Annotated in this window: 29 protein-coding genes; 6 read left to right on the top strand and 23 right to left on the bottom strand. The window is 69.9% G+C overall.

From position 1 onward, the window contains the following. Positions 1-62 precede the first annotated feature (62 nt). From OHA21_RS39125 to OHA21_RS39115, 3 genes are read left to right on the top strand one after another with little or no spacing between them, the layout of a single operon-like run. Complete coding sequence (locus OHA21_RS39125) at positions 63-491, top strand: OsmC family protein (protein ID WP_328463863.1); 429 nt, start codon at positions 63-65, stop codon at positions 489-491. Between the two features lie 44 nt (positions 492-535). Further along, a complete protein-coding gene (locus OHA21_RS39120; RefSeq protein ID WP_328463861.1) occupies positions 536-898 on the top strand; it encodes a metallopeptidase family protein in 363 nt (120 codons plus the stop codon). Positions 899-928: 30 nt separating this feature from the next. Then, on the top strand, positions 929-1,666 hold the full coding sequence (locus tag OHA21_RS39115) for an AIM24 family protein (protein WP_328463859.1): 738 nt from the start codon (positions 929-931) through the stop codon (positions 1,664-1,666). Here the strand turns inward: OHA21_RS39115 and pheA are convergent. From pheA to OHA21_RS39090, 5 genes are all read right to left on the bottom strand, one after another. Continuing rightward, the gene (pheA, locus tag OHA21_RS39110; protein ID WP_328463857.1) at positions 1,663-2,613 is read right to left on the bottom strand and encodes a prephenate dehydratase; all 951 of its coding nucleotides are present in this window, start codon (positions 2,611-2,613) and stop codon (positions 1,663-1,665) included. The two genes, OHA21_RS39115 and pheA, sit on opposite strands and share 4 nt — an antisense overlap. A 27-nt stretch (positions 2,614-2,640) precedes the next feature. Next, complete coding sequence (locus OHA21_RS39105; protein ID WP_328463855.1) at positions 2,641-3,171, bottom strand: hypothetical protein; 531 nt, start codon at positions 3,169-3,171, stop codon at positions 2,641-2,643. Positions 3,172-3,302: 131 nt separating this feature from the next. Next, a complete protein-coding gene (locus OHA21_RS39100; protein WP_328463853.1) occupies positions 3,303-3,689 on the bottom strand; it encodes an ACT domain-containing protein in 387 nt (128 codons plus the stop codon). A gap of 83 nt (positions 3,690-3,772) precedes the next feature. Further along, on the bottom strand, positions 3,773-4,234 hold the full coding sequence (locus tag OHA21_RS39095; protein ID WP_328463852.1) for a PAS domain-containing protein: 462 nt from the start codon (positions 4,232-4,234) through the stop codon (positions 3,773-3,775). A 67-nt stretch (positions 4,235-4,301) separates the two neighbouring features. Beyond that, entirely contained in the window at positions 4,302-5,039 is a 738-nt protein-coding gene (locus tag OHA21_RS39090) for a hypothetical protein (protein ID WP_328463850.1), read from the bottom strand. Between the two features lie 284 nt (positions 5,040-5,323). On the opposite strand from OHA21_RS39090, the gene OHA21_RS39085 reads away from it, so the two are divergent. Next, complete coding sequence (locus OHA21_RS39085; RefSeq protein ID WP_328463848.1) at positions 5,324-6,520, top strand: arginine deiminase; 1,197 nt, start codon at positions 5,324-5,326, stop codon at positions 6,518-6,520. On the opposite strand, the gene OHA21_RS39080 is transcribed toward OHA21_RS39085, so the two are convergent. The 10 genes from OHA21_RS39080 to OHA21_RS39035 all read right to left on the bottom strand — a co-directional run bounded on the left by OHA21_RS39080 (position 6,489) and on the right by OHA21_RS39035 (position 15,954). Beyond that, the gene (locus tag OHA21_RS39080; protein ID WP_328463846.1) at positions 6,489-7,247 is read right to left on the bottom strand and encodes a glycoside hydrolase family 16 protein; all 759 of its coding nucleotides are present in this window, start codon (positions 7,245-7,247) and stop codon (positions 6,489-6,491) included. The genes OHA21_RS39085 and OHA21_RS39080 overlap by 32 nt on opposite strands. Then, positions 7,244-8,119: a DUF5926 family protein gene (locus OHA21_RS39075; protein ID WP_328463844.1), complete on the bottom strand. Its 876-nt coding sequence runs from the start codon at positions 8,117-8,119 to the stop codon at positions 7,244-7,246. The genes OHA21_RS39080 and OHA21_RS39075 overlap by 4 nt, the downstream gene beginning before the upstream one ends. Positions 8,120-8,178: 59 nt before the next feature. Further along, a complete protein-coding gene (locus tag OHA21_RS39070; RefSeq protein WP_328463842.1) occupies positions 8,179-9,378 on the bottom strand; it encodes a sensor histidine kinase in 1,200 nt (399 codons plus the stop codon). An 84-nt stretch (positions 9,379-9,462) separates the two neighbouring features. After that, entirely contained in the window at positions 9,463-10,251 is a 789-nt protein-coding gene (locus OHA21_RS39065) for a glycerophosphodiester phosphodiesterase (protein ID WP_328463840.1), read from the bottom strand. Between the two features lie 37 nt (positions 10,252-10,288). Further along, positions 10,289-10,624, bottom strand: coding sequence for a rhodanese-like domain-containing protein (locus OHA21_RS39060; protein WP_328463838.1), 336 nt, complete (start codon positions 10,622-10,624; stop codon positions 10,289-10,291). Between the two features lie 74 nt (positions 10,625-10,698). Next, a complete protein-coding gene (locus tag OHA21_RS39055; protein WP_328463836.1) occupies positions 10,699-11,865 on the bottom strand; it encodes an LCP family protein in 1,167 nt (388 codons plus the stop codon). A 114-nt stretch (positions 11,866-11,979) separates the two neighbouring features. After that, positions 11,980-13,149 carry an LCP family protein gene (locus tag OHA21_RS39050; RefSeq protein WP_328463834.1) on the bottom strand — a complete coding sequence of 390 codons (1,170 nt, stop codon included), beginning with the start codon at positions 13,147-13,149 and terminating at the stop codon, positions 11,980-11,982. Between the two features lie 127 nt (positions 13,150-13,276). Beyond that, positions 13,277-14,953 carry a solute symporter family protein gene (locus tag OHA21_RS39045; protein WP_328463832.1) on the bottom strand — a complete coding sequence of 559 codons (1,677 nt, stop codon included), beginning with the start codon at positions 14,951-14,953 and terminating at the stop codon, positions 13,277-13,279. Then, the gene (locus tag OHA21_RS39040; RefSeq protein ID WP_328463830.1) at positions 14,950-15,309 is read right to left on the bottom strand and encodes a DUF485 domain-containing protein; all 360 of its coding nucleotides are present in this window, start codon (positions 15,307-15,309) and stop codon (positions 14,950-14,952) included. The genes OHA21_RS39045 and OHA21_RS39040 overlap by 4 nt, the downstream gene beginning before the upstream one ends. A gap of 120 nt (positions 15,310-15,429) precedes the next feature. Further along, positions 15,430-15,954 (bottom strand): flavin reductase family protein, encoded by a 525-nt coding sequence (locus tag OHA21_RS39035; RefSeq protein WP_328463828.1) that lies wholly within the window; start codon positions 15,952-15,954, stop codon positions 15,430-15,432. A 102-nt stretch (positions 15,955-16,056) separates the two neighbouring features. Between OHA21_RS39035 and OHA21_RS39030 the strand changes: the two genes are divergently transcribed. Both OHA21_RS39030 and OHA21_RS39025 read left to right on the top strand, forming a co-directional pair. Then, the gene (locus OHA21_RS39030; protein ID WP_328463826.1) at positions 16,057-16,335 is read left to right on the top strand and encodes a hypothetical protein; all 279 of its coding nucleotides are present in this window, start codon (positions 16,057-16,059) and stop codon (positions 16,333-16,335) included. A gap of 81 nt (positions 16,336-16,416) precedes the next feature. Next, positions 16,417-16,647 (top strand): hypothetical protein, encoded by a 231-nt coding sequence (locus OHA21_RS39025; RefSeq protein WP_328463824.1) that lies wholly within the window; start codon positions 16,417-16,419, stop codon positions 16,645-16,647. Here OHA21_RS39025 and OHA21_RS39020 read toward each other — a convergent pair. From OHA21_RS39020 to OHA21_RS38985, 8 genes are all read right to left on the bottom strand, one after another. Next, complete coding sequence (locus tag OHA21_RS39020; RefSeq protein ID WP_328463822.1) at positions 16,644-18,263, bottom strand: ABC transporter permease; 1,620 nt, start codon at positions 18,261-18,263, stop codon at positions 16,644-16,646. The genes OHA21_RS39025 and OHA21_RS39020 overlap by 4 nt on opposite strands. Continuing rightward, positions 18,254-19,039 carry an ABC transporter ATP-binding protein gene (locus OHA21_RS39015; RefSeq protein WP_328463820.1) on the bottom strand — a complete coding sequence of 262 codons (786 nt, stop codon included), beginning with the start codon at positions 19,037-19,039 and terminating at the stop codon, positions 18,254-18,256. The genes OHA21_RS39020 and OHA21_RS39015 overlap by 10 nt, the downstream gene beginning before the upstream one ends. A gap of 82 nt (positions 19,040-19,121) precedes the next feature. Further along, positions 19,122-19,901, bottom strand: coding sequence for a hypothetical protein (locus OHA21_RS39010; protein ID WP_328463818.1), 780 nt, complete (start codon positions 19,899-19,901; stop codon positions 19,122-19,124). Between the two features lie 514 nt (positions 19,902-20,415). Beyond that, positions 20,416-22,041 carry a sodium/solute symporter gene (locus OHA21_RS39005; protein ID WP_328463816.1) on the bottom strand — a complete coding sequence of 542 codons (1,626 nt, stop codon included), beginning with the start codon at positions 22,039-22,041 and terminating at the stop codon, positions 20,416-20,418. Next, a complete protein-coding gene (locus OHA21_RS39000; protein WP_328463814.1) occupies positions 22,038-22,424 on the bottom strand; it encodes a hypothetical protein in 387 nt (128 codons plus the stop codon). Before OHA21_RS39000 ends, OHA21_RS39005 begins: the two co-directional genes overlap by 4 nt. 31 nt (positions 22,425-22,455) lie before the next feature. Continuing rightward, positions 22,456-23,865, bottom strand: a complete 1,410-nt coding sequence (locus OHA21_RS38995) for a DUF4153 domain-containing protein (RefSeq protein WP_328478817.1) — start codon at positions 23,863-23,865, stop codon at positions 22,456-22,458. Positions 23,866-24,074: 209 nt separating this feature from the next. Further along, positions 24,075-25,124 carry a HAMP domain-containing sensor histidine kinase gene (locus tag OHA21_RS38990; protein WP_442874963.1) on the bottom strand — a complete coding sequence of 350 codons (1,050 nt, stop codon included), beginning with the start codon at positions 25,122-25,124 and terminating at the stop codon, positions 24,075-24,077. Continuing rightward, complete coding sequence (locus OHA21_RS38985; RefSeq protein WP_442874962.1) at positions 25,121-25,822, bottom strand: response regulator; 702 nt, start codon at positions 25,820-25,822, stop codon at positions 25,121-25,123. The genes OHA21_RS38990 and OHA21_RS38985 overlap by 4 nt, the downstream gene beginning before the upstream one ends. Positions 25,823-25,904: the final 82 nt, after the last annotated feature.

The raw sequence follows: 25,904 nt of genomic DNA, 5'->3' as shown, positions 1-25,904 counted from the left end.
CCATGATGGCCCCTCACGATGTCTGTGAACCAGCGGCCCCGAGATGGGTTAGCGTTCTGGTCATGCCTATTCGTACTGCTTCGGCTCGCTGGGAAGGGAACCTCACCGAGGGTTCCGGCACTGTCAAGACCGGTAAGGGTGGCTACCAGGGGAACTACTCGTTCAAGTCGCGCTTCGAGGAGGGCGAGGGGACGAACCCCGAGGAGTTGATCGCCGCCGCGCACGCCGGCTGCTTCTCGATGGCCTTCTCGAAGGGCCTGGCCGACGCGGGCTTCACGCCCACCTCGGTCGAGACCACCGCGAAGGTGCACCTGGACAAGGGCGACGCCGGTTTCGGTGTCACCCGCATCGACCTGGAGACCGTCGGCGACGTGCCGGGCATCGACGACGCCAAGTTCCAGGAGTTGGCGGAAGGCGCCAAGGAGAACTGCCCGATCTCCAAGCTGCTCAAGCCGGGCGCCGAGATCAGCCTCAACGCGAAGCTGGCCTGAGTCGCGGGTCTGCCGGCGCGGCGCGAGCCGCGTCGGCAGGCAGAATGTACGACGTGCCGGTCGACATGAGTCGTGAACGTTTTGAGGAGTTGGTCGGCGAGGCCCTCGACGAGGTCCCCGTCGAGCTGCTCTCCCTGATGAACAACGTGGTCTTCCTGGTCGAGGACCTGCCGCCGGACGGCAGTGACGACCTGCTGGGCCTGTACGAGGGGACCGCCCTCACCGACCGCGGCTGGGATTACGCCGGCACGCTGCCCGACCGGATCACCATCTACCGTCTGCCCACCCTGAAGGTCTGCGACTCCGAGGACGACGTGGTGGACGAGGTCGCCATCACCGTGGTGCACGAGATCGCCCACCATTTCGGCATCGACGACCACCGCCTGCACGAACTCGGTTGGGGCTGATTCGTTGAGTCCGGTCCCTACGCTGGAGACATGCGTAGCGAACTCTTCTCCGCCGAAAACCTCGAGAAGGAGTCCAGCCAACCCGGGCTCCGGCTGCAGAACTCCAAGTTGCTGAAGGCCGAGCTCAACGGTGAGTTCCTCGCTCGTACCGGGTCGATGGTCGCCTATCAGGGACAGGTCCAGTTCGAGGCGCTCGGGTCCGGTGGCATCGGCAAGTTCCTCAAGCAGAAGCTGACCGGCGAGGGCGTGCCGCTGATGCGGGTGCGCGGCAACGGCGACGTCTTCCTCGCCGACAACGCCGCCGACGTCCACTTGATCGATCTGGACCAGGGTGATGCCCTCTCGATCAACGGCGCCAACGTGCTGGCCTTCGACTCGACGCTGCAGTACGACATCAAGATGGTCTCCGGCGCCGGGATGATGTCCAGCGCCGGCCTGTTCAACTGCGTGTTCTCCGGGCGCGGCCGGATCGCGGTCACCACCAACGGAACGCCGGTGGTGCTCAACGTCGACCAGCCGACCTACGTCGACCCGCAGGCCGCGATCGCCTGGTCGGCGAGCCTGCAGACCGGGTACCACCGAGCCGACCAGCTGGGCATCGGCACGCTCTTCGGGCGCAGCACCGGCGAGCGGTTCACGATGAGCTTCGCCGGTCAGGGCTTCGTGGTCGTGCAGCCCTCCGAGCTGCCGCCGGGTGGCATCGCCGGTCTCGGCAACGGCCAGAAGAGCTCCAGCGGCGGCGTCCTGAGCAGCCTTTTTGACGACTAGAGGCTGAGTTCGCCGGCGCGGATCCGGGTCAGCCAGGCTGCTGAGTCGGCGAAGTCGGTGTCCGAGAGGCCGGCCGGGGCCGCCACCGGCGGCTCCGGCTGAAGCCGGTGCTTGGCGTAGCTGCCGAGGAAGCGGACCTCCGCACAGATGCGGCGCAGGCCCTGGAGGGCCTCGCCGAGGCGGGGCTCGGCCACGTGCCCGGTGCAGTCCAGAAAGAAGACGTACGTCCCGAGCTGCTCACCGGTCGGCCGGGACTCGATCCGGGACAGGTTGATGCCCCGCACCGCGAGCTCGGTGAGCACCGCGAGCAACGCGCCGACCTGGTCGTGCCGGATCGACACGGCCAGCGACGTCACGTCGTCACCGGTCGGCCCGGCCGGTGCGCCGGGGCGGGTCAGCAGCGCGAAGCGGGTGACCGCCTCGGCCCGGTCGGCCACCTTCTCGGCGAGCACGGTGAGTCTGTGCTGCGACACCCCGATCGGCGCGCACAGGGCCGCGTCGTACTCGCCGGCGGCCGCACTGATCGCCGCCGCGGCGTTGGACAGCACGTCGACGACGACGGCGTCCGGCGCGTTCGCCCGCAGCCAGTGCCGGCACTGGGCGGAGGCCTGCGGGTGCGCGGCGATGGACCGGATCTCGGCGAGCGGGGTGAGTGCCCGGGCGGCCAGGACGAACTCGACCGGCAGCAGCACCTCTCGCGTGATCATCAGCGGACTCCCGGTGATCAGCTCGTCGAGCGTGACCGGGACGGCGCCGCCCACCGAGTTCTCCAGCGGGACCAGGGCGGCGTCGGCCTCACCGGACCGGACCGCCTCCAGCGCTTCCGGGACGCTGCGAGCCGGCGTACGCACGCCGTGCTCAGCCGCGGGGATGGTGCGCAGGGCGGCCTCGGTGAAGGTGCCTTCCGGACCGAGATAGGCGAAACGCATGGGCGGCGTACCGGGCATTCCCGAAGTCTATGACGACGGGAGAGCTCAGAACCCGCAGGCGAGCACCCGGATCCCGGCCGGCGCGGTCTGCACCTTGGCGTTGCACACGTCCGTGCCCGCCGCGACCAGGGCCAGCGTGGTGCCCTTCCCGGTGGTGACGACCAGCAGAGGCTCGACCTCGTCAGCGGCCTGCCCCGCGATCTTCACGGTGGTGAACGCCCAGGTCCCCGAGCAGAACGGCCCCTCGGCCACCGCCAGCGTCTTCTTCGGCACACCCGGATCGTTCTTGATCAACGCCAGGATCTGCGGGCCGGTCGGCTCGGTGCGGCACTTCGCCGCGTGCGAGGGCGTCGGTGTGGGCGACTTGGTCAGCGGTGCGGTCGTGACTGTCGTGGTCACCCCGGGCTGGGGCGGTGGTGTGGCGAACCCCGGCGTCGGATACGTGTATCCCGGCGTGGGATAGGTGTATCCCGGAGTCGGATAGCCCTGGGTCAGCGTCGGCACGGCCGGAGCGGTCGGGACGCTGCTCGGCAGGTAACCACCCGCCGGGACGCCGGCCTGCGACGGAGCGCTCACCACCGGCACGGTGGGCTGGGATGACGCGGCGCCGGGCGGCGCGCCGCAACCGGCGCTCAGCAGGAGAGCGCCCACGACCCAGGGGACACGGCGTGTGTGGGGGGACACACGCACATCGTAGGAGCCGAACGTCAGCCGGCGATACGGTGACCGGCCGCGGTGAGCGTGTTGACCGCTTCGGTCAGCCGCACGGTGGGCACGAGCAGGTAATCCGTGTCGTACGTCGAGAAGGTGACGATGTTGACCCGCGCCTCGGCGAGCGGACCGACCAGGGAGGCCAGCACACCGGTCATGGCCAGATCGAGACCGGCCACGCGAAGACATCGCCAGGCGGTGTCGGCCTCGGCGCCATCGGGAATCCGATCGTTCGGGCAGATCACCGAGAGCTCGTCGACTCCCCAGGTCACCGAGATGACGCTCTTGTCGTCCGGACCTGTCGTGAGCGTGGCGGGCAGGGTCGAGCCGGCCGGAAGCCGACACACCGCGTATTCACCCGGTAACAGGTCTAGATCGAGCATGAAGGCAGACTACGTTGCGGATCTGTAACGCCCAATGCCCACCCGCTGCGGTGAACACCACAACCCGGGGGACGAAACGGACTTCAGTACCGTACCGGGGACAGGAAGGTCAGCGAACCGGCCACCCGGTCGCCGGAGAGCAGGGGTGTCGAGACCGCGTCCACCGTGAGCGGCGCCTCGCCGATGCCCGGAACGACCCGCATCAGCCCGCGGGCCAGCCGCTCGCTGCTCAGCGCGAGCAGGGGCGGTATCTTCTCCGCCTCGGGCTCCTCGAGCCGGCCCGCACCGGCGGTGAAGTCGATCAGGTGCAGTGCTGACGAGAGCCGTTGGCCGAGTGCCTCGGTGGGCTTGCCCAGCCCGAGCAGCTCACTGCACGACGGTGAGACGGCAAGAATCGAGCCGCTGCCGTCGATGATCAGGCACGGCTCGTCGGCAACTGCCACCGTCGACGCCCAGCGCTCCACGCTGGTGACGAACTCGGCCTCGGCTGGTGTCCGCGCTTGGGGGACGAACGCTCCCGAGAGGGAGAGCTCTACATGCGCCACCCGCTCCTCCTCGCATCCTTCGCGACGGCGGCCGGCGTGCCGGCCGTCGTCGGCGTCGGAAGGAACGTTACCGGCGGGTCGGCCGCTTGTCAGCGGCCGTCTGTCCGTTGCTGTACCAACGGTAGTCGCCAGCCGGACGGTACGGCGCGTTTGCCCAGGTACTCGGGTGGCCGGCGACGGCTGAGAGTTTGCTCGCCGTAGCCGGGGAGATTTTTGCCCCACCCGCGATCAGGAGCCGGTCGAGCTCCTTGTCGGTCGCGACCAGACAGTCCTTCGGGAGGCCGTGGACGCTGATCACACCGGAGCCGACGAACGTCAGCACCGCGGTGACCGGAACGTTGAGGCCGACAGCGGCGGAGAGAGCCTTGGCGGCGCGGCGCGCGTCGCGGCGGGCCTCAGCGATGTACTGCGGGCGTTTCCCGTTGATCTGCACGACGTCGCCGGCGATCAGGACGCGGGAGCGGCCGTGGTCGGCCACGGTCACCGCGTAGACGCCGCCTGGGCCGATCGCCAGGAAGCCGGCGCGGTCGTCGGCCGGGTCGGGCTCGTGATAGACCTGAGTGAAGTCGGCGCGCGGCCAGTCGACGATGTGCCAGTTGGGTCCGAGCCGGTCGAGACGCGTGAGAGCGCGTGCACCGGCAGCCTCGAGGCGGCGTGCCTCGCGCTCAGCGCGACGACGCCGCGCCCACTCGACAGGTGTCAGGCGCGGCGCCTCCAGAACGGAGGGCACGGGATGACTGCGGTCGACGGGCGTCAGTGCCTTCGACGGAACGGGCAGAGCGGGGCGGGCGGGGAAGACAGTCACTGCGACCTCCGGCAAAAGGTCAGTCGGGCTCTCTTTTCCTTACCGTACGTGCTCGGCTCCCTACGGAACAGGGCGACGGGAAGGAAAGAAAGGGGAATGAGTACGGATGAATGCCGCATTCACGGACAACACTTCTTTCGGATGGTGCACGCGTACGCCTGGATGCCGCAGTCTCGTCGCACCCTTCAAAGCTATCTCTGTCGCCGTTCGGATGCATGTTCGTCCCAAGATCTAGTCATAACGTCACGACCCGATAGCGGTCGGTACGGGCTAACGTCGGCGAGGTGTACGTCGACAGTGAAGTCAGCCGCCTCCGTACCGTCCTGCTGCATCGACCGGGACCCGAACTCGCCCGCCTGACCCCACGCAACAACGACTCGCTGCTCTTCGACGCCATCCCCTGGGTCGGTCGGGCGCAGGAGGAGCACGACGCCTTCGCCGAGGCGTTGCGCGCACACGGGGTCGAGGTGCTCTACCTCGGTGAGCTGCTCGCCGAGACACTGGCCGTGCCGGATGCGCGTACCGATCTGACGGCCGGCGTGCTGGCCGCGCGCCGCCTCGGTGACGCGCTGCGGGCCAGCGTCGCCGGCTATCTGGCCGATCAGGAGCCGGCCCGGCTCGCCGAGGTGCTGGTCGCCGGGCTCGCCCACGAGGAGATCAAGCCGAGCACCGGTGGCCTGGTCTACGAGATGATGCACCGCAACGACTTCGTCATCGACCCGCTGCCCAACCTGCTGTTCACCCGGGACTCCTCGGTCTGGGTGCGGGACCGGGTCGCGGTGACCAGCCTGGCGATGCGGGCCCGCCGCCGGGAGACCACCCTGACCCAGGCCATCTACCGCTACCACCCACGTTTCGCCGGCGTCGACCTGCTCTTCGACCCGTCGCTGGAACACGTCGAGGGCGGCGACGTGCTCGTGCTGGCGCCGAACGTGCTGGCCATCGGGGTCGGTGAGCGGACGACCCCGGCCGGCGCCGAACGCCTCGCCCGCCGGGTCATCGCGGCCGGCCTGGCGCACACCGTGCTGGCCGTCCCGATCGCGCAGGAACGCGCCACGATGCACCTGGACACGGTCTGCACCATGGTGGACGTCGACGCCGTGGTGATGTACCCCAACATCGCGAACACCCTGAGCGCGTGGACCATCACCGCCGGGGCCGGCGATGCGCTGCGGGTGCAGCAGCCACGCCCGTTCCTGGAGGCGGCCGCCGAGGCGATGGGCATCGACCATCTGCGGGTCATCGACACGGGCCTGGACCCGGTGACCGCCGAGCGGGAGCAATGGGACGACGGCAACAACACCCTCGCCATCGCGCCGCGGCTCTGCGTCGCCTACGAGCGCAACGTGGAGACCAACGCGCAGCTCGAACGGGCCGGCATCGAGGTGGTCCGGATCAGCGGTTCGGAGCTCGGCAGCGGCCGCGGCGGGCCGCGCTGCATGAGCTGCCCTATCGAGCGGGAGCCGCTGGACGGCCGATGACGTCGGTGACGACCAGTTCGGGTACGGGGATCGGGCCGGGAACCAGAGCGGCCCGATCCGGGAAGTCGAAGACCGCGATCGCCAGCTGCACCGGATAGTCCGGGGCCTGGGCGACCCGTTTCACGACCGAGCCGTCGATCGAGAACTCCAGCGAGCCGTGCTGCCAGTCGACGGCGTACGTGTGGAACTCCGCGACGTCGACCGGCAGCGTCACCGTGCCCCACTCCTCGGTGACCGCCGGATCCCGGAACGCGTGCAGGCCCATCCCGAACTCGTTCGGCGCCGTTCCGAAGACCTCCATCACGCAGATCTCCGCCGAGCGTTCCGGCCGGTCCTCGATCCCGGGCAGCCAGAACGAGACCATCGACCGCGGCGAGAGGACCGCCCGCAGCCGGATCTCGAGGTGCCCGTAGAGCGGCGTGAACCCCCAGAACTCGGGCTGCTCCTCGCGGACCGTGAGGCCGGGGCGGAACGGCTGCCCGCCGATCGTGCTCCCGACCGGGCCGGAGAAGTTCGCCGACTGGATGCCGGACACCCGCAGCGGCGTCTCGTGGATCCCCTCGGCCCAGAGCGGCTGGTCCACCGGGATGCTCAGGCGCAGCTCACCGTCGCCCACGGCGTAGGTCGCGCGGGCCGCCTGCCGCGAACTCCAGTGCGGCAGGTAGTACGGCACCCACACCGAGGGGTCGAGGTCCGTCCCGGTGAACCGCTCGTGCAACGGGCTCACCGCAGGGTGAGCTGCCGGCCGATCAGGCCTTGCTTGGCGCGGCGGCCGGCGGCGTCGAGCGGCTCGTCCACAGCCAGGGTGTCGGCGTAGCGCTTGGCGAAGTCGGCGAGCGGAGCCTCCCAGTCGGCGCCGTCCGGCTCGCCCGGCACGTCCCAGACCGGGACCAGCAGCCCGTGCGCCCGGAACATGCCGGCGAACTTGGTGTCCTTGCCGAGCACCAGCTCGCCGGAGGCGGAGAGCCGGGCCAGCGCGTTCAGGGCCTGGTCCTCGGGGTCGGCGAGGACCCAGCGCACGTGGCTCTTGTCCGGCGCGACCCGGCACCAGTACGCCGCCTTGGCGGCCGCCAGTCGCACGGTCGGATAGATCGAGGCGTTCGCCCGCTCCAGCGACGCCTTGACGTTCGCGTCCTGCATCTGGTCGGCGTCGAGCCAGTACTCGAAGCCCTCGTGCAGGGTGATCTCGAGCGGGCCGTCGACCAGCAGATCCTGCAGACGCGGACCCTCGCCGGGCAGCGCGGGCACCGACACCGTCTCGCCGGGGGTGGTCTGCAGAGCGTTCAGCACCGCAACGGCCAGGTCCCGGGAGACGTCGCCGGACTGGACGTGCCGCTGCAGGCCGATGAAGACGCGACCGTCCCGGCGGGTCATCGCCGGCCAGGCCATCGGCAGCACCGTGGAGAGCGTGACCGGGCGGTCGCCGAACTCCTCGACGATCTCCGGCTTGAGGGTCAGCGGCGCCGAGGCGGCCGGGACCAGCTCACGCAGGGCGACCCATTCCGGTTCGTCCGCCAGACCCTCGAACGGGCGGGCGACGAAGATGTCGCGCACCTTCGTCTTCGGAGTGCTTTCGCGGGGCTTGCGTCGCTTGCTCACGGGGAACCAGCCTAGGCGGTGACATTCGGTATCCCGTGACGTGGGCCACCCCGGGCGCGTCAGGCGCGCCGGAGCCGGACCTCGGCGACCGTGCCGCCGCCCTCGCGCGGGCGCAGCGAGACCCAGCCGTGCTGCCGCTCCACCAGACGTCGGACCAGGTAGAGGCCGAGGCCGGCGCCCGGGTGCGGGTGCTGGTCGCCGGAGCCGGCCTGCCAGTACCGCTCGAAGGCGCGTTCCACGTGGTCCGGTGCGATGCCGACGCCCCGGTCGGAGACCCGGAAGCGGAGCGTGTCCTCGTCGACGCCGGCGCAGACCTCGACGAGGGTGTCCGGCGCCGAGTACTTCTCCGCGTTGGTGGCGAGCTCGGTGAGGATGGTGGCGATCGAGTCGCGGTTCCCGTACGCCTTCGGGAGGTCCGCCGGCAACTCGCCGAAGTGGATCCGCTGCCGCAGCGCCGCGGGCAGCTCCCCGGTCGCCGCGCGCAGCGCCTCGGCCAGGTCGAACGGACCGGACGCGGAGGCGCCCACCGAGCCGTCCTCGCTGGCGGCCGAGAGCAGCCGGTCGACCAGGCGGGCCAGCTCACCGGCCCGGGTGCCGATCACCCGGACCGCCTCGCGGCGCCCGGATTCGCCCAGGGTGTCCCAGTGGTTGGTGAGCGTGTCCGCGTACCCCTTGATGACCGTGACCGGCGTACGCAGCTCGTGGCTGGTCACCGCGACCCACAGATCCCGGTCCTCCAGGCGGGCCTGCTCGGGAGCGGCCTCGCCATGCACCGGCAGGCCGGAACGCAGTCCGTAGAGCCAGCCGATCTGCCCGGCCAGCAACTCCAGCACGGCGTGGTGCTCGGGTCCGGGCTCCCCACTGGTGTCGCCGAAGTAGACGTGCAACGACCCGACCACGGTCTCGCCGGCCTCGCACCGGGCGCCCAGCATGTGCCGCAGCTCGCCACCCTCGATCTGCCGGGCGAACTCGTCGTTCACCGAATCGAGAGGGACCAGCAGCGTACGCCGATCGAGCAGCCGATCGTCCGGACGCTCCACCCGGCGGCCGATCGCCGCCTCGCACACACCGGTGGCCGCGATGATCCGGCCATGCCCCTCCGCGTACTCAGCGAACCCGGCGCCCAGCGCGCCCAGCGCCTCCTCGGCCAGCCGGACCAGCTGCTGCAGGACGGACAGGCCCGCGTCGCCGGAGTTGACGCGGTCGAGCACCGCGATCTGACCCCGGGTCAGGGTGGCGTAGTCGGGACGGTCCGGCATGTCTGCGAGTGTGCACTGCCCGCCCCGGTTTGGGCAGACGAACCTAAGCGGATGCTGAGGTAGACCAATCGACCGTGGCGTACGTCACAGTCGGCCGAGCTGTTCCAGCACGAACCGGGGACGGTCGGTGATCACTCCGTCGACCCGGTGTTTCAGCACCAGTTCCAGATCCGCCGGCTCGTTCACGGTCCACACGTACGTCCGGTGACCGGCCGCGCGGATCGCGGGCAGCAGTCCCGGCCGGGCGCGGATCAGATCGACGCCGGGTCCCGCGGTCCGGGCCCCGAACGGCAAGCGACCGCGGCCCACCCCGGGCGGCACGAACTCCATCAGGTAGACCGTGGGCACGGCAGGCGCCTGGGCGCGGATCCGGCGCAGCGCGAGCGCCGCGAAGGACATGACCGTCACTTGTACGGGGTCGTCCGGCTTCGGCTCCGCCAGTCCATACCGGTGCAGCATCCGGACCAGTCGCCGCTCGACCTCGGCGCCGTACCGCGAGGGGTGTTTGGTCTCGATCAGCAGTCGCACCTGGCGGCCGCTCGCCAACACCGCGTCCAGCAACCGCTCCAACGTGAGCAACCGGGAGAAATCGGGCACGTCGTCGGCTGGGTAACCCGGATGCCAGGAGCCGAAGTTCAGCGCGTCCAACTCGGCGAGCGTCTTGGAGCTCACCAGCCCGCGCCCGTTGCTGGTGCGTTCCAGTCGCCCGTCGTGCACGCAGACCAGGTGCCCGTCCCGGGTCAGCCGGACGTCACACTCCAGCCCGTCCACACCCTCGTCCAGGGCGCGCAGATACGCCCCGAGCGTGTGCTCGGGTGACGCGTCCGCCCCGCCGCGATGGGCGAAGACGAGCGGCTCATAGTGGTTTGACATGGGTTTTCCGCTGCGGGGCCGGCCTAGTACGGGTCGGTCACAGCACGCGGGCCGGTTGCCCGTCCTCGCTGACCACGTCACGGCCGGCCATCGCCCAGGACTGCATGCCGCCGTCCAGGTTGCGCACGTTGTCCCAGCCGTTGTTCATCAGGTAGGCGACGACCTGCCCGGACCGTCCACCGGCCCGGCAGACCACCACCACCTCGCCGTCCGTCGGCACCTCGGCCATCCGGGCCGGCACCTCCATCATCGGCAGGTGGTGCGCGCCGGGCGCGTGGCCGGCCGTCCACTCGTCGGGCTCGCGCACGTCGAGCAGGTAGGCGTCGGGGCCGACTTGATCAGAAGTCACCGTGGGTACCTGGGGTCCGAACACATCAAACAGGGTAGAGGGCGCGCCCTCTTCCGCTTTAGGGCGGTGGGTGGGGCGGTTGGATGGGTACGACTGGACTACTTCTCCTTGGCGACGACGGTCGGGTTGTCGAGGACGAATTCCGCAACCCTGTCCTGTTTGACCGCCTCGAACATCGCCAGCGTCACGTCGTCGAACTTCTCCCGGCCGTTACCGTTGCCGGAGAAGGTCCCGTTGTTGGTGCGCAGCAGCACCATGTCGTTGGCGGCGACGTCCTTCAGGCCGAGCACGAAGTCCGCGAGCGCCACGTTGCCGGTGTCCACCACCAGCGCCTTGCCGGCGGACTTGACCAGTCCTGCCGCCTTGATCGGATTGCTCAGGACGCCGCCGTTCGCGGCCTTCTTCGCCATCGCCTTGATCAGCTGCTGCTGGTGCCGCTGACGGTCGTAGTCGCCGTTCTTCAACCCGTACCGCTGGCGGGCGAAGTCGAGCGCCTCCCAGCCCTCCATCGAGCGGCAGCCCACCTTGTGCACCACCGGCTCGGTCGGCTTGCCGGTCTTGCGCGCGTCGGCCAGGAACATCGCTTCGCCGTCGACCCACACCATGTGCTTCGAGGTGACCTGCTGGTCGACGCACATCGAGACGCCGCCGAGCTCGTCGATGACGTTCTTGAAGCCGCCGAAGTTGATGATCGCGGCGCCGTCGAAGCTGATGCCGGTCATGTTGTGCAGCGTCTTGGCGAGCAGCTGCGCGCCCCCGGTCCAGCCACCACCGTTCTGCGCGCCGTGGAAGAACGCCTCGGTCGCCTTGACCGTGCCGCCGCCGTAGTTGCTCGGGGCGAACGCCGGCACCTGGACCTCGGTGTCCCGCGGGATGGAGATCAGGTACGCCTGGTCGTGGCTGGCCGGGATGTGCAGGATGATGATCGAGTCGGACCGCAGGTCGTCCGCGGCCCAGCGCGCCCGGGCGTCCACGCCCATCAGCAGCATGTCGATCGGGCCCTCGAGAGTGTCGCCACCGCCCTCGCCGACAGTCTTCTTCGCGTCACCGGTGAGGTTCTCCACCGCGATGTTCGACGTCGTCTGCTGCACGAGCACCGAGCCGCCGGCCAGGCCGCCCCCGCTCACCACCAGCAACACCGCCCCGAGCGACGTAGTGATCTTCGCCCAGAGCGGTGCGCCCCGTTTCTTTCTGACCTTCGGCGCACCGGGCGGGATCGGCGAGCGGTCCCGGGCCGGCGCCTGCCGATTGGCCGTGACGGTCATGCAGCACTCCAGGGGGGTGGGGTGAGGGGCTGCATCACTTTACGGACACTTTCCGGCAAGCTGAAGGTCTACTTCGTTTCAGAACGAAGTCACAGCTTCCTGACAGCCGAACTGCTACTTCTTCTTCGGGTTCGCGGCCATCCACTCGTCCAGCTTGTCGGCGGCCATCGCCTGGTAGAGGCTCAGTGCCTTCTCCCGGTCGGAGACCACCACGGACTGCCCGTCGATCGTCTCGCTGCCCTTGTTGGGGCTGGTCAGGAACGTCAGGTTCTCGCCGCGCAGGTTACGGAACTGGATCACCATGTCCTTGAGGGAGAACTTCTCGTCGACCGTGACGGCCGCGGCCACCGCGTCCAGGAAGGCGTCCAGCTTGCCGGGGTTGGTCAGCGTGCCGCTGCTCGCCGCCTTGTCCATCACGGCCTTCAGGAACTCCTGCTGGTGCTGCATGCGGGCGAAGTCACCCCGGGCGAACTGCTTGCGCTGACGCACCCAGTCCAGCGCCTGGGCGCCGTCCATGTGCATCATGCCCTTCTTGAACTGCCGGTACGGCTTGTGGATCGACGTGATCGACTGGTCCACCTTGAGGTCGACGCCGCCGAGGGCGTCGGTCACGTCCTTGAAGCCGCCGAAGTCGATCGCCATCACGTGGTCCAGGTGCACGTCGGTCATGCACTCGACGGTGCGGACCGCCCGCGGCAGCCCGCCGAAGGCGAACGCGGCGTTGATCTTCGCCCGGCTGCCGGAGCTGCACGGCGCGTTGTTGTCGCTCGGGATGCTGACCCACAGGTCGCGGGGGATCGAGACGATCTGCGCGGAGCTGTGATCAGCCGGAATGTGCATGATCATCAGCGTGTCGGCGCGCCACTTGCTCGCCTCGTCGTTCTTGTTGTCCGGATTGCGGGAGTCGCTACCGACCAACAGGATGTTCAGCGCGCCCTCGACGGTCTTGGCCGGCCGGTCCGCGGTGATCTCGCCGAAGGCGTTGGTGCGCTTGATGTCCTTGTCGAGGCCGTTGATGTAGCCGTACGCCGCGATGCCGCCGATCAGCGCGAGGACCAGGACGGCGATGCCGGCGACGAGGAAGATCCGGCGCCAGCGGGGCCGCGGGCGGCGACCGCCGTACGAACGACCGGGGCCGCCGGGACCACCCGGGCCGCCGGGACCGTTTCCGCCACCGCCTCCGGGTGCCCAGTCACGATCGGGGCGCACCGAAGCCCGGCCGCCGTAGGCGGGCACGGAAGCCCGTCCGGAGGAGTTGCCGCTGGGAGAGGTGGTGGCTGACATGTACTCCAGATTACGGAGTGATTCCCAGTGCGCCCGGTGCTCCACACCCATCGGCACGAAGGTAGGAGTTTCCGCGGAAGCACGGGCCGGCGCGGCGACTGCGCCGGCCCGTGACGGGGGATGTAGGTCAGTGCGCCCCGTGTCCGGTGAGGGACCGGACTTCCAGCTCCGCGTACTTCTCCGGGTCGGTCTCCTTGGAGATCACGGTGCCGAGCCATCCGAAGAAGAAGCCCAGCGGGATCGAGATGATGCCCGGGTTGGACAGCGGGAACCAGTGCCAGTCCTGGTCCGGGAACATCGCCGTCGGCGAGCCGGACACCACCGGTGAGAAGAACACCAGGATGACCGCGGCGCCCAGACCGCCGTAGATGGACCAGAGCGCGCCCGCGGTGTTGAACCGGCGCCAGAACAGGCTGTAGAGGATCGCCGGCAGGTTCGCCGACGCCGCCACCGCGAACGCCAGCGCCACCAGGAACGCCACGTTCAGGCTCTGCGCGAAAATCGACAGAGCGATCGCGACCGCGCCGATGAGCAGGGCGGAGATGCGGGCGACCCGTACCTCGTCCCGCTCGGAGGCGGTGCCCCGCTTGATCACGCTGGCGTAGAAGTCGTGCGCGAGGCTCGACGACGAGGCGAGCGTGAGGCCGGCGACCACGGCGAGGATCGTGGCGAAGGCGACCGCCGCGATCACCGCCAGCATGATCGAGCCACCGGTCTCGCCGCCCAGGTAGTCGATGCCGAGCTGCTGGGCGAGCTGCGGCGCGGCGGTGTTGCCGGCCTTGTCCTGCGCGGTGATGTTCTCGCCGCCCACCAGAGCCGCCGCGCCGAAGCCGAGGGCCAGGGTGAACAGGTAGAACGTACCGATGATGCCGATCGCCCAGAGCACGCTCTTGCGCGCGATCCGGCTGGTCGGAACGGTGTAGAACCGGGTCAGGATGTGCGGCAGACCGGCCGTGCCGAGCACCAGCGCGAGGCCCAGCGAGAGCAGGTCCATCTTGCTGTAGAACGTCTTGGCCGCGTCGCCCGCGGTCTCGACGCCGTAGCGCAGACCGGGTTCGAGGAAGGCCGAGCCCTTGCCGGATTGGTCAGCGGCGTCGCCGAGCAGCGCGGACAGGTTGAACTTGTAGTGCGCCAGCACCATGATGACCATGATCAGGGCGCCGCCCATCAGCATGAACGCCTTGACGATCTGGACGTACGTGGTGCCCTTCATGCCGCCGACCGTGACGTAAATGATCATCAGGGCGCCGACCAGGATGATCGTGGCTACCTTGGCGGTCTCCGCGTCCATGCCCAGGAAGGTCGTGCCCGGCGAGATGCCGAGCAGCAGCGACACCAGAGCGCCCGCGCCGACCATCTGCGCGATCAGGTAGAAGATCGACACGACGATGGTGGAGACCGAGGCGGCGGTGCGTACCGGGCGCTGGCGCATCCGGAACGCGAGCACGTCGGCCATCGTGTATCGACCGGAGTTGCGCAGGAACTCGGCGACCAGCAGGAGCGCCACCAGCCACGCGACCAGGAAGCCGATCGAGTAGAGGAAGCCGTCGTAGCCGTACAGGGCGATCAGGCCGGCGATGCCGAGGAAGGACGCCGCCGACATGTAGTCGCCACCGATGGCCATGCCGTTCTGGAAACCGGAGAACTGCCGGCCACCGGCGTAGAAGTCGGTGGCGGTCTTGGTCTGCCGGCTGGCCCAGACAGTGATGCCCAGCGTGATAGCGACGAAGACCAGGAACAGCGTGATGGTCAGGGTGCGAGAACCACTGGCGTTCGCCTCCGCGGCGAGTGCTGCCCCGGTCACTGGGCGTTCCCCTCGGTCGTGGTGGTGGTGCCCACGGCCTTCTCGCCGTTCTCCAGCTCGTTGTAGATGTCGTCAGCGAGCGGGTCGAGCTTCTGCGCGGCGTACCGGGAGTAGTACCAGGCGATCAGGAACGTCGAGACGAACTGGAGCAGCCCGAAGACCAGCGCGACGTTGATGTTGCCGATCAGCTTGATGCTCATGAAGTCCCGCGCGTACGCGGAGAGGAGCACGTAGAGGGAGTACCAGACGATGAATGCGACCGTCGTCGGGAAGATGAAGCTGCGCAGCTTGTGGCGCAGCCTGCTGAACTCCTCGGAATTCTGTACCTCGAGATATCTCTCGGCGGATGCCGGCACGGGATCACCACCTTCGTGGGGGCGGGCGAACTTTCCGGCACCGTACGAAGGAGTGGGTCAGGTCACCGGCCCCCGGTCGGGGTCTGCGCTGAGTGGCGGTCTGAGTGCGCTGAGCGGCAGTCACGCGAGCTCGGTGTACCGCCCCCGGTAGTGCACCAGCGGCGACGCCGACGTGCCGATCTCGGTCGATTCGATCAGGCCCTCGACCAGCACCGCCCAGCCGCAGGGCCGGTTGCTGTCGAGCCGGCAGCCGACCCAGGTGGAGGCCTCTGCCGGCACCGGCCCGTACGCCGTCTGTCGCCACTCGCCGGTGGCGAAGAGCCCGCCGGGCGCCGGCATCAGCCCGGCGAACCGGTCGGCGAGCTGCCGGTCGGCCGGGGTGAGCGGCACCACCGCGAAGACGCCGGAGGACAGGACGGCGTCCCAGAAGTCGCTCTCCTCGTCGATCAGGCCGAGGATCCGGCCGGGATCCCCGTCCGCAACCACGGTGGAGGAGACGGTCAGCCCGGCGGGGCCGGGCGTGGTCCAGATCGTGACCGGCGCGGCGAACCGGCCGCGCAGCCTGCGCACCGGGGACTTCGCCGAGTCCGGTACGGCGAACGGGTCGGTGGAGTGGATGCGCCCACCCGCCTCGTTGGGATTCACCCGATCATTCTCCCGATTACAGATTGTGCATGTCGCTATCCCGTTTAATTGATCACAAACTATTTTGTAGGGAACCTTCGCCGGGCGGAGAGGAGGCGGCGCATGCCGCAAACCGTGTTGCGGCCGGGCGACGTCGTCCAGGTCGGTCCCGAGGCGAGCGTCCAGTTCTCCGGCGATCGAGGTCTCCTCTTCCGGATCATCAAGGTCGATCCGCGAGTCACCTACGACGGCTGGCTGTGGCTCGACGGCTATGTGATCGGGCCGGCGGGAAATGCGATGCAGCGCCGCCGGATCTTCGTGCGCCGCGACGGTCTCCGTGCCGTCATTCTCAACCGGGGGACAGAAGTGCGCGCCGGATCCCGAGCCGCTGGTCAGGCCTGATCTTTCACCGACGGGTGGCCGTCGGCGTACCGTCCAAATTGTCCGATGACCGGGTCCTCGGTCTGTGTAATGTCGAGTCGCATGACAGACGCGTTGCCCCAGGCCGGCGACGTGCTCTACGTGGGCGGTGCGGCCAGTGTGCAGTTCGCCGGCAGCCGGGCGCTGACGTTCCGGGTGATCCGGGTCGACCCGCGGATCACCTATGACGGCTGGCTCTGGATCGACGGGTACGTCCTGGGGCCGACCGGCGACGCCGTCGAGCGCCGAGTGATCTTCGTGCGCCGCAGTGGCCTGCGGAAACGTTCCAGTTAGCGGGCAGTGACCGCGGCCAGCACCTCGGGCATCCGGCGGTCCAGCAGGCCGCCGGCCAGATGGGCGCCGAACGCGTACGCCGCCGCGCCGTAGGCCAGACCGATCGGCAGACCGACCCAGAGCCAGACCGGGCCGAGGAGATGGCCGGCAAGGATCACCGGCAGCGCGCCGATCAGAGCGCCGAACATCGCGCCCAGGGCGGGCAGCGCCTTGCCGAGACCACCACCCGAGGAGAGCGCGAACGGGGTGGTCGGGTCGGGCAGGGCGTACGCGGCGCGGACCGAGACCGGCAGCACCAGGGCCAGCCCGACTCCGTAGGTGGCGATCAGGGTGCCGAACTGGGCCGGGATCGACTCCGGCCGGCCACCCGCCAGCAGACCGGTCACCAGCGCGACCAGCAGCAGCATCGGCACCGTGAACAGGGCATGTGCCGCAGCACGGGAGTGCACCTCCAGTCGCCCCGAGATCCCGGTGGCCAGGTTGGTGGCGTACGCGCTTCCCTCGTACCCGAACTGGTTTGCCAGACCGATCGGCGCGATGGCGCTGACCAGCACGGCCAGGTTGCGCGCACCGCCGCCGTCCGAGCCGAAGGCGGACGAGAGCGGCAGGAAGAGCCCGGCCACCGCCAGGGTGATCAAGGCGGCGCGCCGCCGCGTCTCCCGCCACCAATAGCGCGTCTCGCGCGCCATCAGGGCACCGAAGCGACTTCGCGGCGACCAGCGGAACAGCAGCTGAGCGACCGGACCGCGACCGTCCAGCCGGGTCGCGGTGAGGCCACGCCGGCTGCCGGCGGTCGCCGCGCCCGCCATCGCACGTTCCAGCGTGCGGCTCCACCACCACAACAGGCCGCTCACGGCGGCCGACACGATCAAGAGCTTGAGGGGTACGGCCCACGCGCGGCCGGCCGCGACATCCAGACCGACCGTGTACGGCGCGCCGAACGGGGTCCATCCGACGACCGCGGCGATCGTCTCCACGCTCTCCCAGTCGGCTCGGTTCAGCAGGCCGAGCAGCAGCAACTGGGCCGGACCGAGCGAGGCCGCCACCACCGCGAGCAGGATGGTGGCCAGGTCGCGGGCCCGGCGGGACCGCAATGCGGTGGCGAACGCGCTGGTCACCGCGCGGCTGACGGTGACGCACAGAACAAGTCCGCAGAGGACGCCGAGGACCTGGGCCAGGGCCGCGCCGGGACCGCCGAGCCGGGCCGCGGTGTCCACCATGCCGGCGGTGGCCGCCAGGGTGGCGAGTGCCGGAAGCCCGATCAGCGCGGCCACCGACAAACCGGCCAGAAGGGTGCGCCGAGTCAGCGGCAGCAGTGCGAACTGTGCTGGATCGAGCGAATCGTCCACACCGAAGAAGAGCAGCGGCAGGAACAGCCAACCGAACACCAGCAGCCCGCCGCCGAACGCGAACAGGATGCCCGCCGAACGGGCGCTGTCGAGCAGGCCGGGAGTGGCGAAGGCCGCATAACCGAGGACGGCGAGCATGCAGGCGGCGACGGCGCCGAGCACGAACATGACGATCCGGGCGGGACGGCCCCGCAGTCCGTTGCGGGTGATCCGGAGCTTGAGACGGACGAACGGCCAGATCGTGGTGACAGCCGGGCTCACAGCCACGCCAGCTCCGAACCGGTGGCCACGCGGCCGCCGACGACCTGCACGAAGACGTCCTGCAAGGAGCGGGTACCGCGAACCTCGGCCAGCGGGCCGTGCATTCGCAACACGCCGTCCGACATGATCGCCACGTGGGAGCAGAGGCGCTCGACGACCTCCAACACGTGGCTGGAAAAGACTACGGTTCCGCCGCCGGAGACGTACCGCTGGAGGATGTCACGGATCAAAGCGGCTGAAACCGGGTCGACCGCCTCGAACGGCTCGTCCAGCACGAGCAGGCGAGGCGCGTGCAGCAGCGCGCAGGCCAGGCCGATCTTCTTCTTCATGCCGGCCGAGTAGTCGACCACCAGGGTGCGGTTGTCGACGCCCAACTCGAGCACGTCGAGCAGGTCGCGGGACCGCTGATCGACGATGTCGGCCGGCATCGCGCGGAGCAGGCCGTGATAGGCGAGCAGCTCCGGGCCGCTCAGCCGGTCGAACATGCGGACACCGTCGGGCAGGACGCCGACCAGCGCCTTTGCCTCGGCGGGTGAGTGCCAGACGTCGTACCCCAACAGCATCGCCTGACCCGCGTCGGGCCGCAGCAGGCCCACCGCCATCGAGAGAGTCGTGGTCTTGCCGGCCCCGTTGGGGCCGAGCAGACCGTAGAACGAGCCGGCTGGGACCTCCAGGCTCACGTCGCAGACGGCGAGGCGGGTGTCGAACCGCTTGACCAGCCCGCGCAACGACATCGCCGCGGTGGCGCCCTCGCTGGGCGGGCGCTGTGCCGGAATGCTCATGTACACGAACGTATCGGTACAGCGGGTGATCGGGGAACACCCGGACCGGCGGGCCGGAACCACCGGTCCGGGCCGGAGCCGATCAGCCCACCCGCTCGATCACAGCACGCCGGATCAGGAACTTGCCCGGCTCGCGGACCTGCTCGAACGCGGCGTTGTTGAGCAGGATGCAGCTGCCCGAGGTGGTCTCCACGGTGACCGTGATGCTCTTGTTGTTGTCCAGGTTCGTGACCTTCAGGACCGTGCCGATCGGGTGCGTGCCGCTGGAGGCGAAGGGTGCGCCGGCCTCACCGGACAGGGTGACGGTCGAGCCCTGGCAGACCACCTCACCTGCCTGCCCGTTCTCGGCGCCTCCTTGCGCGCCCTCTGCGCCTCCTTGCGCGCCCTCTGCGCCTTCTCCCGCGCCTTCCTCTGCGCCTTCCTGCGCGCCCTCTTCTGCGCCTCCCTCTTCCGCGCCTTCCTCTCCTGCGGGCGGGGCGTTCTCCTCCGGCGCGGCCTCTTCCTGCGCGGGCGGCGCGGCGACCTGGCCGGTGCAGCCAGCCTGCTGGCGCTGCAGGTTGATCAGGTCGATGACGTCCTGGCGGTTCTTGAGCACGGCTTCGGTCTGCGCGTTCGGGTTGGCGCGCTGCTCGGCCATGAAGTCCAGATTGCGCTGAATCGCCTGGTCCAGGCCGTCGCAGGTCGTCGAGGCGTTGCTCAACCCGGTGCCGATCGCGATGCCGCCGCCGGCCAGCGCCGCGACGACCAGCCCGATGACGATCTTGCGGTTGCCGCCGGTGAATCCGCTGCCCGGCCGCTTGAAGGATCCTCTGCGTGCTCTCATGACCAGAATTACGGCCGCGCCCCCACCCCGGTCGACCATCGAACCTTAAAGATCCTTAAATCAAAGCCGACCACGAACGCTCCCCCACCCAGGAAGGAACGCCGACCGTCAGCCGGCGGATCCGGCTGACGGTGAGTGCTGCTTCCCGGCCCGGGAAGGGACGCTGGCCGTCAGCCGGCGGGTGCGGCTGACGGTGAGTGCTGCTTCCCGGCTCGGGAGGGGACGGTGGCCGTCAGCCAGCGGATCCGGCTGACGGTGAGTGCTGCTTCTCGGGCTGGGAGGGGGCGGTGGGGGTCAGCTGGTGAGGTCGGCTGACGGTGAGTGCTGCCTCGCGGGCCGGGAAGGGACGGTGGGGGTCAGCTGGTGGTGTTGGGCTGACGGTGAGGGCTGCTTTGCGGCTGGGAAGGGGCAGTGGAGGGGCGGGTGGGGGTGGCTTGCGCCGTGGGTGAGCCCGGCGCGGGCGCTGGGGCCTGGAGTGGGCTGGTGGTCGCGTTGTAGTGGGGGACGGGGAGAAATTGGCGGGACGGGGCTGACCCGTACCGAAATGGGGGGTTCAGGTTCTCAGGGATTCTGGGGCGTGGAGGCGCAGCATGGTGGCGCCTACGTCGGTGGGCACGCGGCGGCTGGTCAGTAGGGAGCCGCCGATCATGACCAGGAAGGCGAGGGGGACGGTCCAGGCGGCTGGTTGTTCGACGAGTTCGGCTGCGCTGCCGGTCAAGGGTGGGCCGAGCACGGTGATCAGCACTGCGGCCATGGCGGCGCCGCCGCCGGCGACTATTCCGGCTATGGCGCCTATGTCGGTCAGGCCGCGCCACCAGATGCCGAGCACCAGCAGTGGGCAGAAGCTTGACGCGGCGACGGCGAAGGCGAGGCCGACTACCTGGGAGACGTCCATGTCGGACACGTACAGGGCGAGCGCGGTCGGCACGATGGCGGCGAGCACGGTGGCCACCCGGAAGTCGCGGATCGAGCCGCTGCGGCCGGCCCGCAGGACATCCGTGAAGATCACGCCGGCGACGCTGGTGAGCAGGCCGGATGACGTGGAGAGGAACGCGGCGAGCGCGCCCGCGGTGACCAGGGCGCCGAGCAGCCGGCCCAGATGGCCGCCGCCCAGCGCGGCCTCGGGGAGCAGCAGCACCACCGCGTCGGTCTGGCCGGTCATCAGCAGTTGCGGCGTGTAGATCCGGCCGAGCACCCCGTAGAGGGTCGGCAGCAGGTAGAAGATGCCGACCATGGCGAGGACCACGAGGGTGGTGCGGCGGGCCGAAGCGCCGTCCGGATTGGTATAGAAACGGACTAATACGTGCGGTAAGCCCATGGTGCCGAGGAAGGTGGCGAGGATCAGCGAGTACGTCGCGAAGAGACCGAGTTCCCCGCCGGGCAGCAGCCAGTCCGGGCCGAAGCGGGCCTCGACCGTGCTCAGCTGCGGCACCGGGTCGCCCGCCGCGAAGTGCAGCGTCTCGCCGGCCCCGACAGCGCGACCGTCGTCGAGGATCGCGTCCCGCTCGACCACGACCGTGGTCGCTGCCGGAAAGACAGCGCCGGCCGGTGGGGTGGCGGCCGGGCGGCCGTCGGCCTGCCACTGCAGGATCAAGAAGATCATCGGTACGGCGAGCGCGGTCAATTTGAGCCAGTACTGGAAGGCCTGCACGAAGGTGATCGCCCGCATCCCGCCGAACGCCACGTTCGCGGTGACGACCACGCCGACGAGCAGGGCACCCCAGGCGTACGAGCCGCCGGTCACCGTGCTGAACGTCAGGCCGGCGCCCTGCAACTGCGGCAGCAGGTAGAGGCAGCCGATGAACAGCACGAACGCGGTCGCCAGCCGGCGCAGGGCGACCGACCGGAGCCGGACCTGGCAGAAGTCGGGCAGGGTGAACGCGCCCGAGCGGCGCAGCGGCGCGGCGACGAAGAGCAGCAGCGCGAGGTATCCGGCGGCGAACCCGACCGGGTACCAGAGCATGTCCACGCCGTAGCAGAGGATCAGTCCGGCGACACCCAGGAAGGACGCTGCGGAGAGGTATTCGCCGCTGATCGCCGCCGCGTTCCAGGACGGGCTGACCGAGCGGGACGCGACCAGGAAGTCCGATGTGGTGCGTGCAAACCGCAGACCGTACGCGCCGATGGCCACGGTCAGCAGCACCACCACGACCAGGCCGGGGGCGAGGTACGGGTTCACTGCTCCGGCCTGCGGATCAGCGCGACGAAGTCCTGCTCGTTGCGTTCCGCCCAGCGCACGTAGGCGGCCCCGACGCCGACCAGGAACGGGAACGAACCCAGGCCGAGCAGCAGCCAGGGCAGGTGCACCCCGAAGATCTGGAGACTCCCGACGGCAGGCGCCGCGGCGAAGAGCAGCGGCAGTGTCCCCAGCCCGGCGGCGACCACCAGCGCGAGCCGCAGGGCGAGCGCCAACTGGGCCCGGACCAGGCCCTTGACCAGCGCCTCACCGACCGGGGTCTGCTCGGTGAGGTCGGCGCGGACCCGGTCGGCGGGGGTGCGCCGGGTCGCGGCCTCGGCGAGCACCACCCGGGTACGCGGGCTCGGGGGCGGATCGGCGGCCATGTTCGGCAGTCTCTCCGCCCCCGGCGGAATGTCAATCCCTGTAGATCGCTTCGGTGCATTTCGACGAGCCGATGGACGGGTGGTCCACCGCTAGCTCACGGGCGGTCTGCCGGCCCAGGTTCCACTCCCACCAGGCGTCGTCGGCCGGCATCCGGTCGCCGATCGCCCAGATCAGGCAGTCCCGGCGGCCGGCGTCGTCGAGCTCGGCGATCGCGGGGACGGCGTCGGCGGAGAGGCCGCTGAGGTACGCCATGTCGATGCGGTCGGTCCGCTCGTACCGGTGCACGTGATTCTCCGCGATCAGGCCGTCCGGGTTCGCTCCGGCGAGGCCGAGCAGGGCCAGCACCCCCGCGGCGATGGCCACCCGCGGCAGCCAGGCGGCCCGGATGCGGATGCCCGCCACCAGCACCAGGACGAGCACGAACCCGAACCAGACCTCGCAGCAGGCGACCAGCAGGCGCAGGCGGGTCAGGCCGTACATGTCGGTGTAGACGTTCATCCGGTGCAGCGCGGACGCGACGATGACCAGGGTGAGCACAGCCAGGGCACCCAGCACGCACCGCAGCAGGGTCCGGTCGGCAGCCTCGGTACGCGGTGCCCAGCGGGCCGCCCCGGCCAGCACCACCAGGGTCAGGCCGGTGACGATGCAGAGCTGCCAGAAGCCGCTGCGGGCGTATTCGGCGTAGGTGAGGCCTTCGGTCTCCACCACATGCCGGCTGCCGCCGAAGAGCACCGTGAGCTGGACCGCCACGAACGCGGCGAAGAGCAGGGTGAGCAGGCCGAGCGGGACAGCCCACTCCAGGCGGCGGACCTTGCGGCCCTCGGTGCTGTCCAGCCGGCTGACGTCGGGCGGCGCGGCCCGGAGGTAGGCGGCCGCACCGAGCAGGGCGAACGTCAGAGCGGTGAGGAACACCCACCGGACGATCGTGTCGACGCGGATGTCCGGCATCAGCGCGGTGAAGGCCCGGGCGAAGGCGGCGTCGGCCGAGACGAAGAGCGAGCCGAAGACGGTGAGCAGCGCGATCGAGACCGCGATGGTGGCCGCCACGCGGATGCCGGTGCCGTTCGATCCGCGGGCGCTCAGCCGGGCGAAGCCCCGTTGCAGCCAGACCTGACCGCGGAGCACGGCGAACGGAACGATGACGTACGAGGCGACGATGGCGCGCATCGAGCGTCCGGTGCTGACCGCCAGCACCGCGGTGACCGTGGCGGTCAGCACGCAGAGCACGAAGAGCCAGTCGGCGGACCGAAAGGTGCCGACCGCGAGCAGGGCGATCGTGGCGCCGGCCCAGGCGAAGCGGGTCCAGGAGGCGGCTGGTTCGCTGCGCGGGAAGAGTGCCGGAAGGGGATCGTTGTCCGGAATGAGGCGGGCGACCACGAGCGCGGTGGTGCCGGCGCTCACGGTGACGAGCCAGCCGACGCCGGGCCGGTCCAACGGCACAGTCAAAGCGGCGACCACGGCTGCCGCGAGAAGCGCGTAGATCGTGGCGGCGGAGGCCGGACGACCCGGGCCGGGCCAGCGGCGGTCCCATTCGGTGAGCGGTGGCCACGGACCGTGGAGTGGGCCGCCCTCGATCTTTTGGGTTGGAATTCCTTTATGTCCGGTTGATGGAGTAAGCGGTGCCGTGGACATGTCGGTGCCTTCCGGGATCAGACGGCTTGCAGGGGGAGACGAACCTGGATCTGGCAGCCCTGGTGGTCCTCCGGCTCGACCACCGCGATCGTGCCCCGGTGCAGCTGCACCACCCAGCGGGCGATCGCCAGGCCCAGCCCGGTGCCGCCGCCGGTGGCCCGCTCGCCCCGGGTGAACCGTTCGAAGACCCGCTCCCGGTCGGCGGCCGGGATCCCGGCACCCTGATCGATCACCGAGAACAGGCAGTGCTCGTCCCGGCGCTCGGCCCGGACCGTGACGACACCGCTCGGTGGGCTGTGCCGGGCCGCGTTGTCGAGCAGGTTGGCGAAGACCTGGTGCAGCCGCTCCCGGTCACCGGAGAGCACGATTCCGGGCGCGGACACCTCGAACTTCACGTCGAGCCCGGTGCCGTCGGCGTTCACCGCGGCCTCCCGGGCCACCTCGTCGAGGAAGGACGGGACGTCGATCAGATTCCGGCGCAACGGCACGACGCCGGCATCCAGTCTGGACAGATCGAGCAGATCGGTGACCAGGCGACTGAGGCGCTCGGTCTGGGCGAGGGCGGTGCGCATGGTCTCCGGTTCGGCCGCGGCGACCCCGTCGACGATGTTCTCCAACATGCCCTGAAGTGCGGTGATGGGCGTACGCAACTCGTGCGAGACGTTCGCGATCAGCTCGCGCCGCTGCCGGTCCGCGGCCGCCAGATCCGCCGCCATCTGGTTGAAGGCCGCGGCCAGCTCACCGACCTCGTCCTGCGACCGGGTCCGGACCCGGCGGGTGTAGTCGCCGCGGGCCATCGCCCGGGCCGCGACGGTCATCTCCCGCAGCGGCACGGTCGCGCCGTGCGCCATCACCTGGAGTGTGACCAGCCCGAGTGCCGCGGCGATGGCGATCCACAGCAGGTCGACCCGGTAGAAGTCGATGCTCCACAGGAAGACCAGCAGGCCCACCCCGCCGGCGAAACCGAGAGCCAGGGAGAGCTTCGCCTTGATCGAGCGGACCGGGTCGAGCGGACGTGGCAGCCAGCCGAACAGGCGGGCGGCGAAGTTGTGGATCCGAAGCATCATCGGTCGACCTCCAGGGCGTACCCGACGCCGTGGACGGTCCGGATCAGGTCCGCACCGAGCTTGCGCCGTAGACCCTTGATGTGACTGTCGACCGTACGCGTGCCGGAGGCGTCGGCCCAGCCCCAGACCTCGGCCAGGAGACGCTCCCGGGGCAGCACCGTCCGGGGCCGCCCGGCCAGGTGCACGAGCAGGTCGAACTCGGTCGGGGTCAGGTGCGCCTCGACCCCGCCGCGCAGCACGCGCCGCTCCGCCTGATTGATCTCCAGATCGCCGAGCCGGATCGTGGTGGTGTCCGGCCGCGGGGCGGTGGTCACCGTGGCCGCCTTGTCGGCCCGGCGCAGCAGCGCGTGCACCCGGGCGGCCAGCTCACGCATGGAGAACGGCTTCGCCATGTAGTCGTCGGCGCCGACCGCGAGCCCGACCAGCAGGTCCGTCTCGTCGCCGCGGGCGGTGAGCATGAGGATCGGTACGGGTCGCTCCGCCTGGATCCGGCGACAGACCTCCAGACCGTCGAAGCCGGGCAGCATCACGTCCAGGACGATCACGTCGGGGTGGGTGTTGCGGGCGGTCTCGACGGCGCTCGGACCGTCGCCGACCACCTGCACCAGGAAACCCTCGGCGCGCAGCCGGGCGGCCACGGCGTCGGCGATGGCCCGCTCGTCCTCGACGACGAGGACTCGCCGCTCGGTCGTCTCCACGTTTCCCACACCTCCGTCCGTGACGCATCCGTCGGCCGTGAGCCTATTGACCGGGTGCGCAGGAGCGGGGTTGGAGTTGTGA

Origin of the sequence: Actinoplanes sp. NBC_00393 (assembly GCF_036053395.1) — a bacterium.
Taxonomy (GTDB): domain Bacteria; phylum Actinomycetota; class Actinomycetes; order Mycobacteriales; family Micromonosporaceae; genus Actinoplanes.
This window is presented reverse-complemented; position numbering and strand designations above follow the sequence as displayed.

Excerpts from the sequence above, each read along its gene's own strand:
- OHA21_RS39125 (WP_328463863.1), top strand. The coding sequence starts at position 63 with ATGCCTATTCGTACTGCTTCGGCTCGCTGGGAAGGGAACCTCACCGAG.
- OHA21_RS39120 (WP_328463861.1), top strand. The coding sequence starts at position 536 with ATGTACGACGTGCCGGTCGACATGAGTCGTGAACGTTTTGAGGAGTTG.
- OHA21_RS39115 (WP_328463859.1), top strand. The coding sequence starts at position 929 with ATGCGTAGCGAACTCTTCTCCGCCGAAAACCTCGAGAAGGAGTCCAGC.
- pheA (WP_328463857.1), bottom strand. The coding sequence starts at position 2,613 with ATGCCCGGTACGCCGCCCATGCGTTTCGCCTATCTCGGTCCGGAAGGC.
- OHA21_RS39100 (WP_328463853.1), bottom strand. The coding sequence starts at position 3,689 with ATGCTCGATCTAGACCTGTTACCGGGTGAATACGCGGTGTGTCGGCTT.
- OHA21_RS39070 (WP_328463842.1), bottom strand. The coding sequence starts at position 9,378 with ATGCCGGACCGTCCCGACTACGCCACCCTGACCCGGGGTCAGATCGCG.
- OHA21_RS39065 (WP_328463840.1), bottom strand. The coding sequence starts at position 10,251 with ATGTCAAACCACTATGAGCCGCTCGTCTTCGCCCATCGCGGCGGGGCG.
- OHA21_RS39055 (WP_328463836.1), bottom strand. The coding sequence starts at position 11,865 with ATGACCGTCACGGCCAATCGGCAGGCGCCGGCCCGGGACCGCTCGCCG.
- OHA21_RS39050 (WP_328463834.1), bottom strand. The coding sequence starts at position 13,149 with ATGTCAGCCACCACCTCTCCCAGCGGCAACTCCTCCGGACGGGCTTCC.
- OHA21_RS39030 (WP_328463826.1), top strand. The coding sequence starts at position 16,057 with ATGCCGCAAACCGTGTTGCGGCCGGGCGACGTCGTCCAGGTCGGTCCC.
- OHA21_RS39025 (WP_328463824.1), top strand. The coding sequence starts at position 16,417 with ATGACAGACGCGTTGCCCCAGGCCGGCGACGTGCTCTACGTGGGCGGT.
- OHA21_RS39015 (WP_328463820.1), bottom strand. The coding sequence starts at position 19,039 with ATGAGCATTCCGGCACAGCGCCCGCCCAGCGAGGGCGCCACCGCGGCG.
- OHA21_RS39010 (WP_328463818.1), bottom strand. The coding sequence starts at position 19,901 with ATGGTCGACCGGGGTGGGGGCGCGGCCGTAATTCTGGTCATGAGAGCA.
- OHA21_RS39000 (WP_328463814.1), bottom strand. The coding sequence starts at position 22,424 with ATGGCCGCCGATCCGCCCCCGAGCCCGCGTACCCGGGTGGTGCTCGCC.
- OHA21_RS38990 (WP_442874963.1), bottom strand. The coding sequence starts at position 25,124 with ATGATGCTTCGGATCCACAACTTCGCCGCCCGCCTGTTCGGCTGGCTG.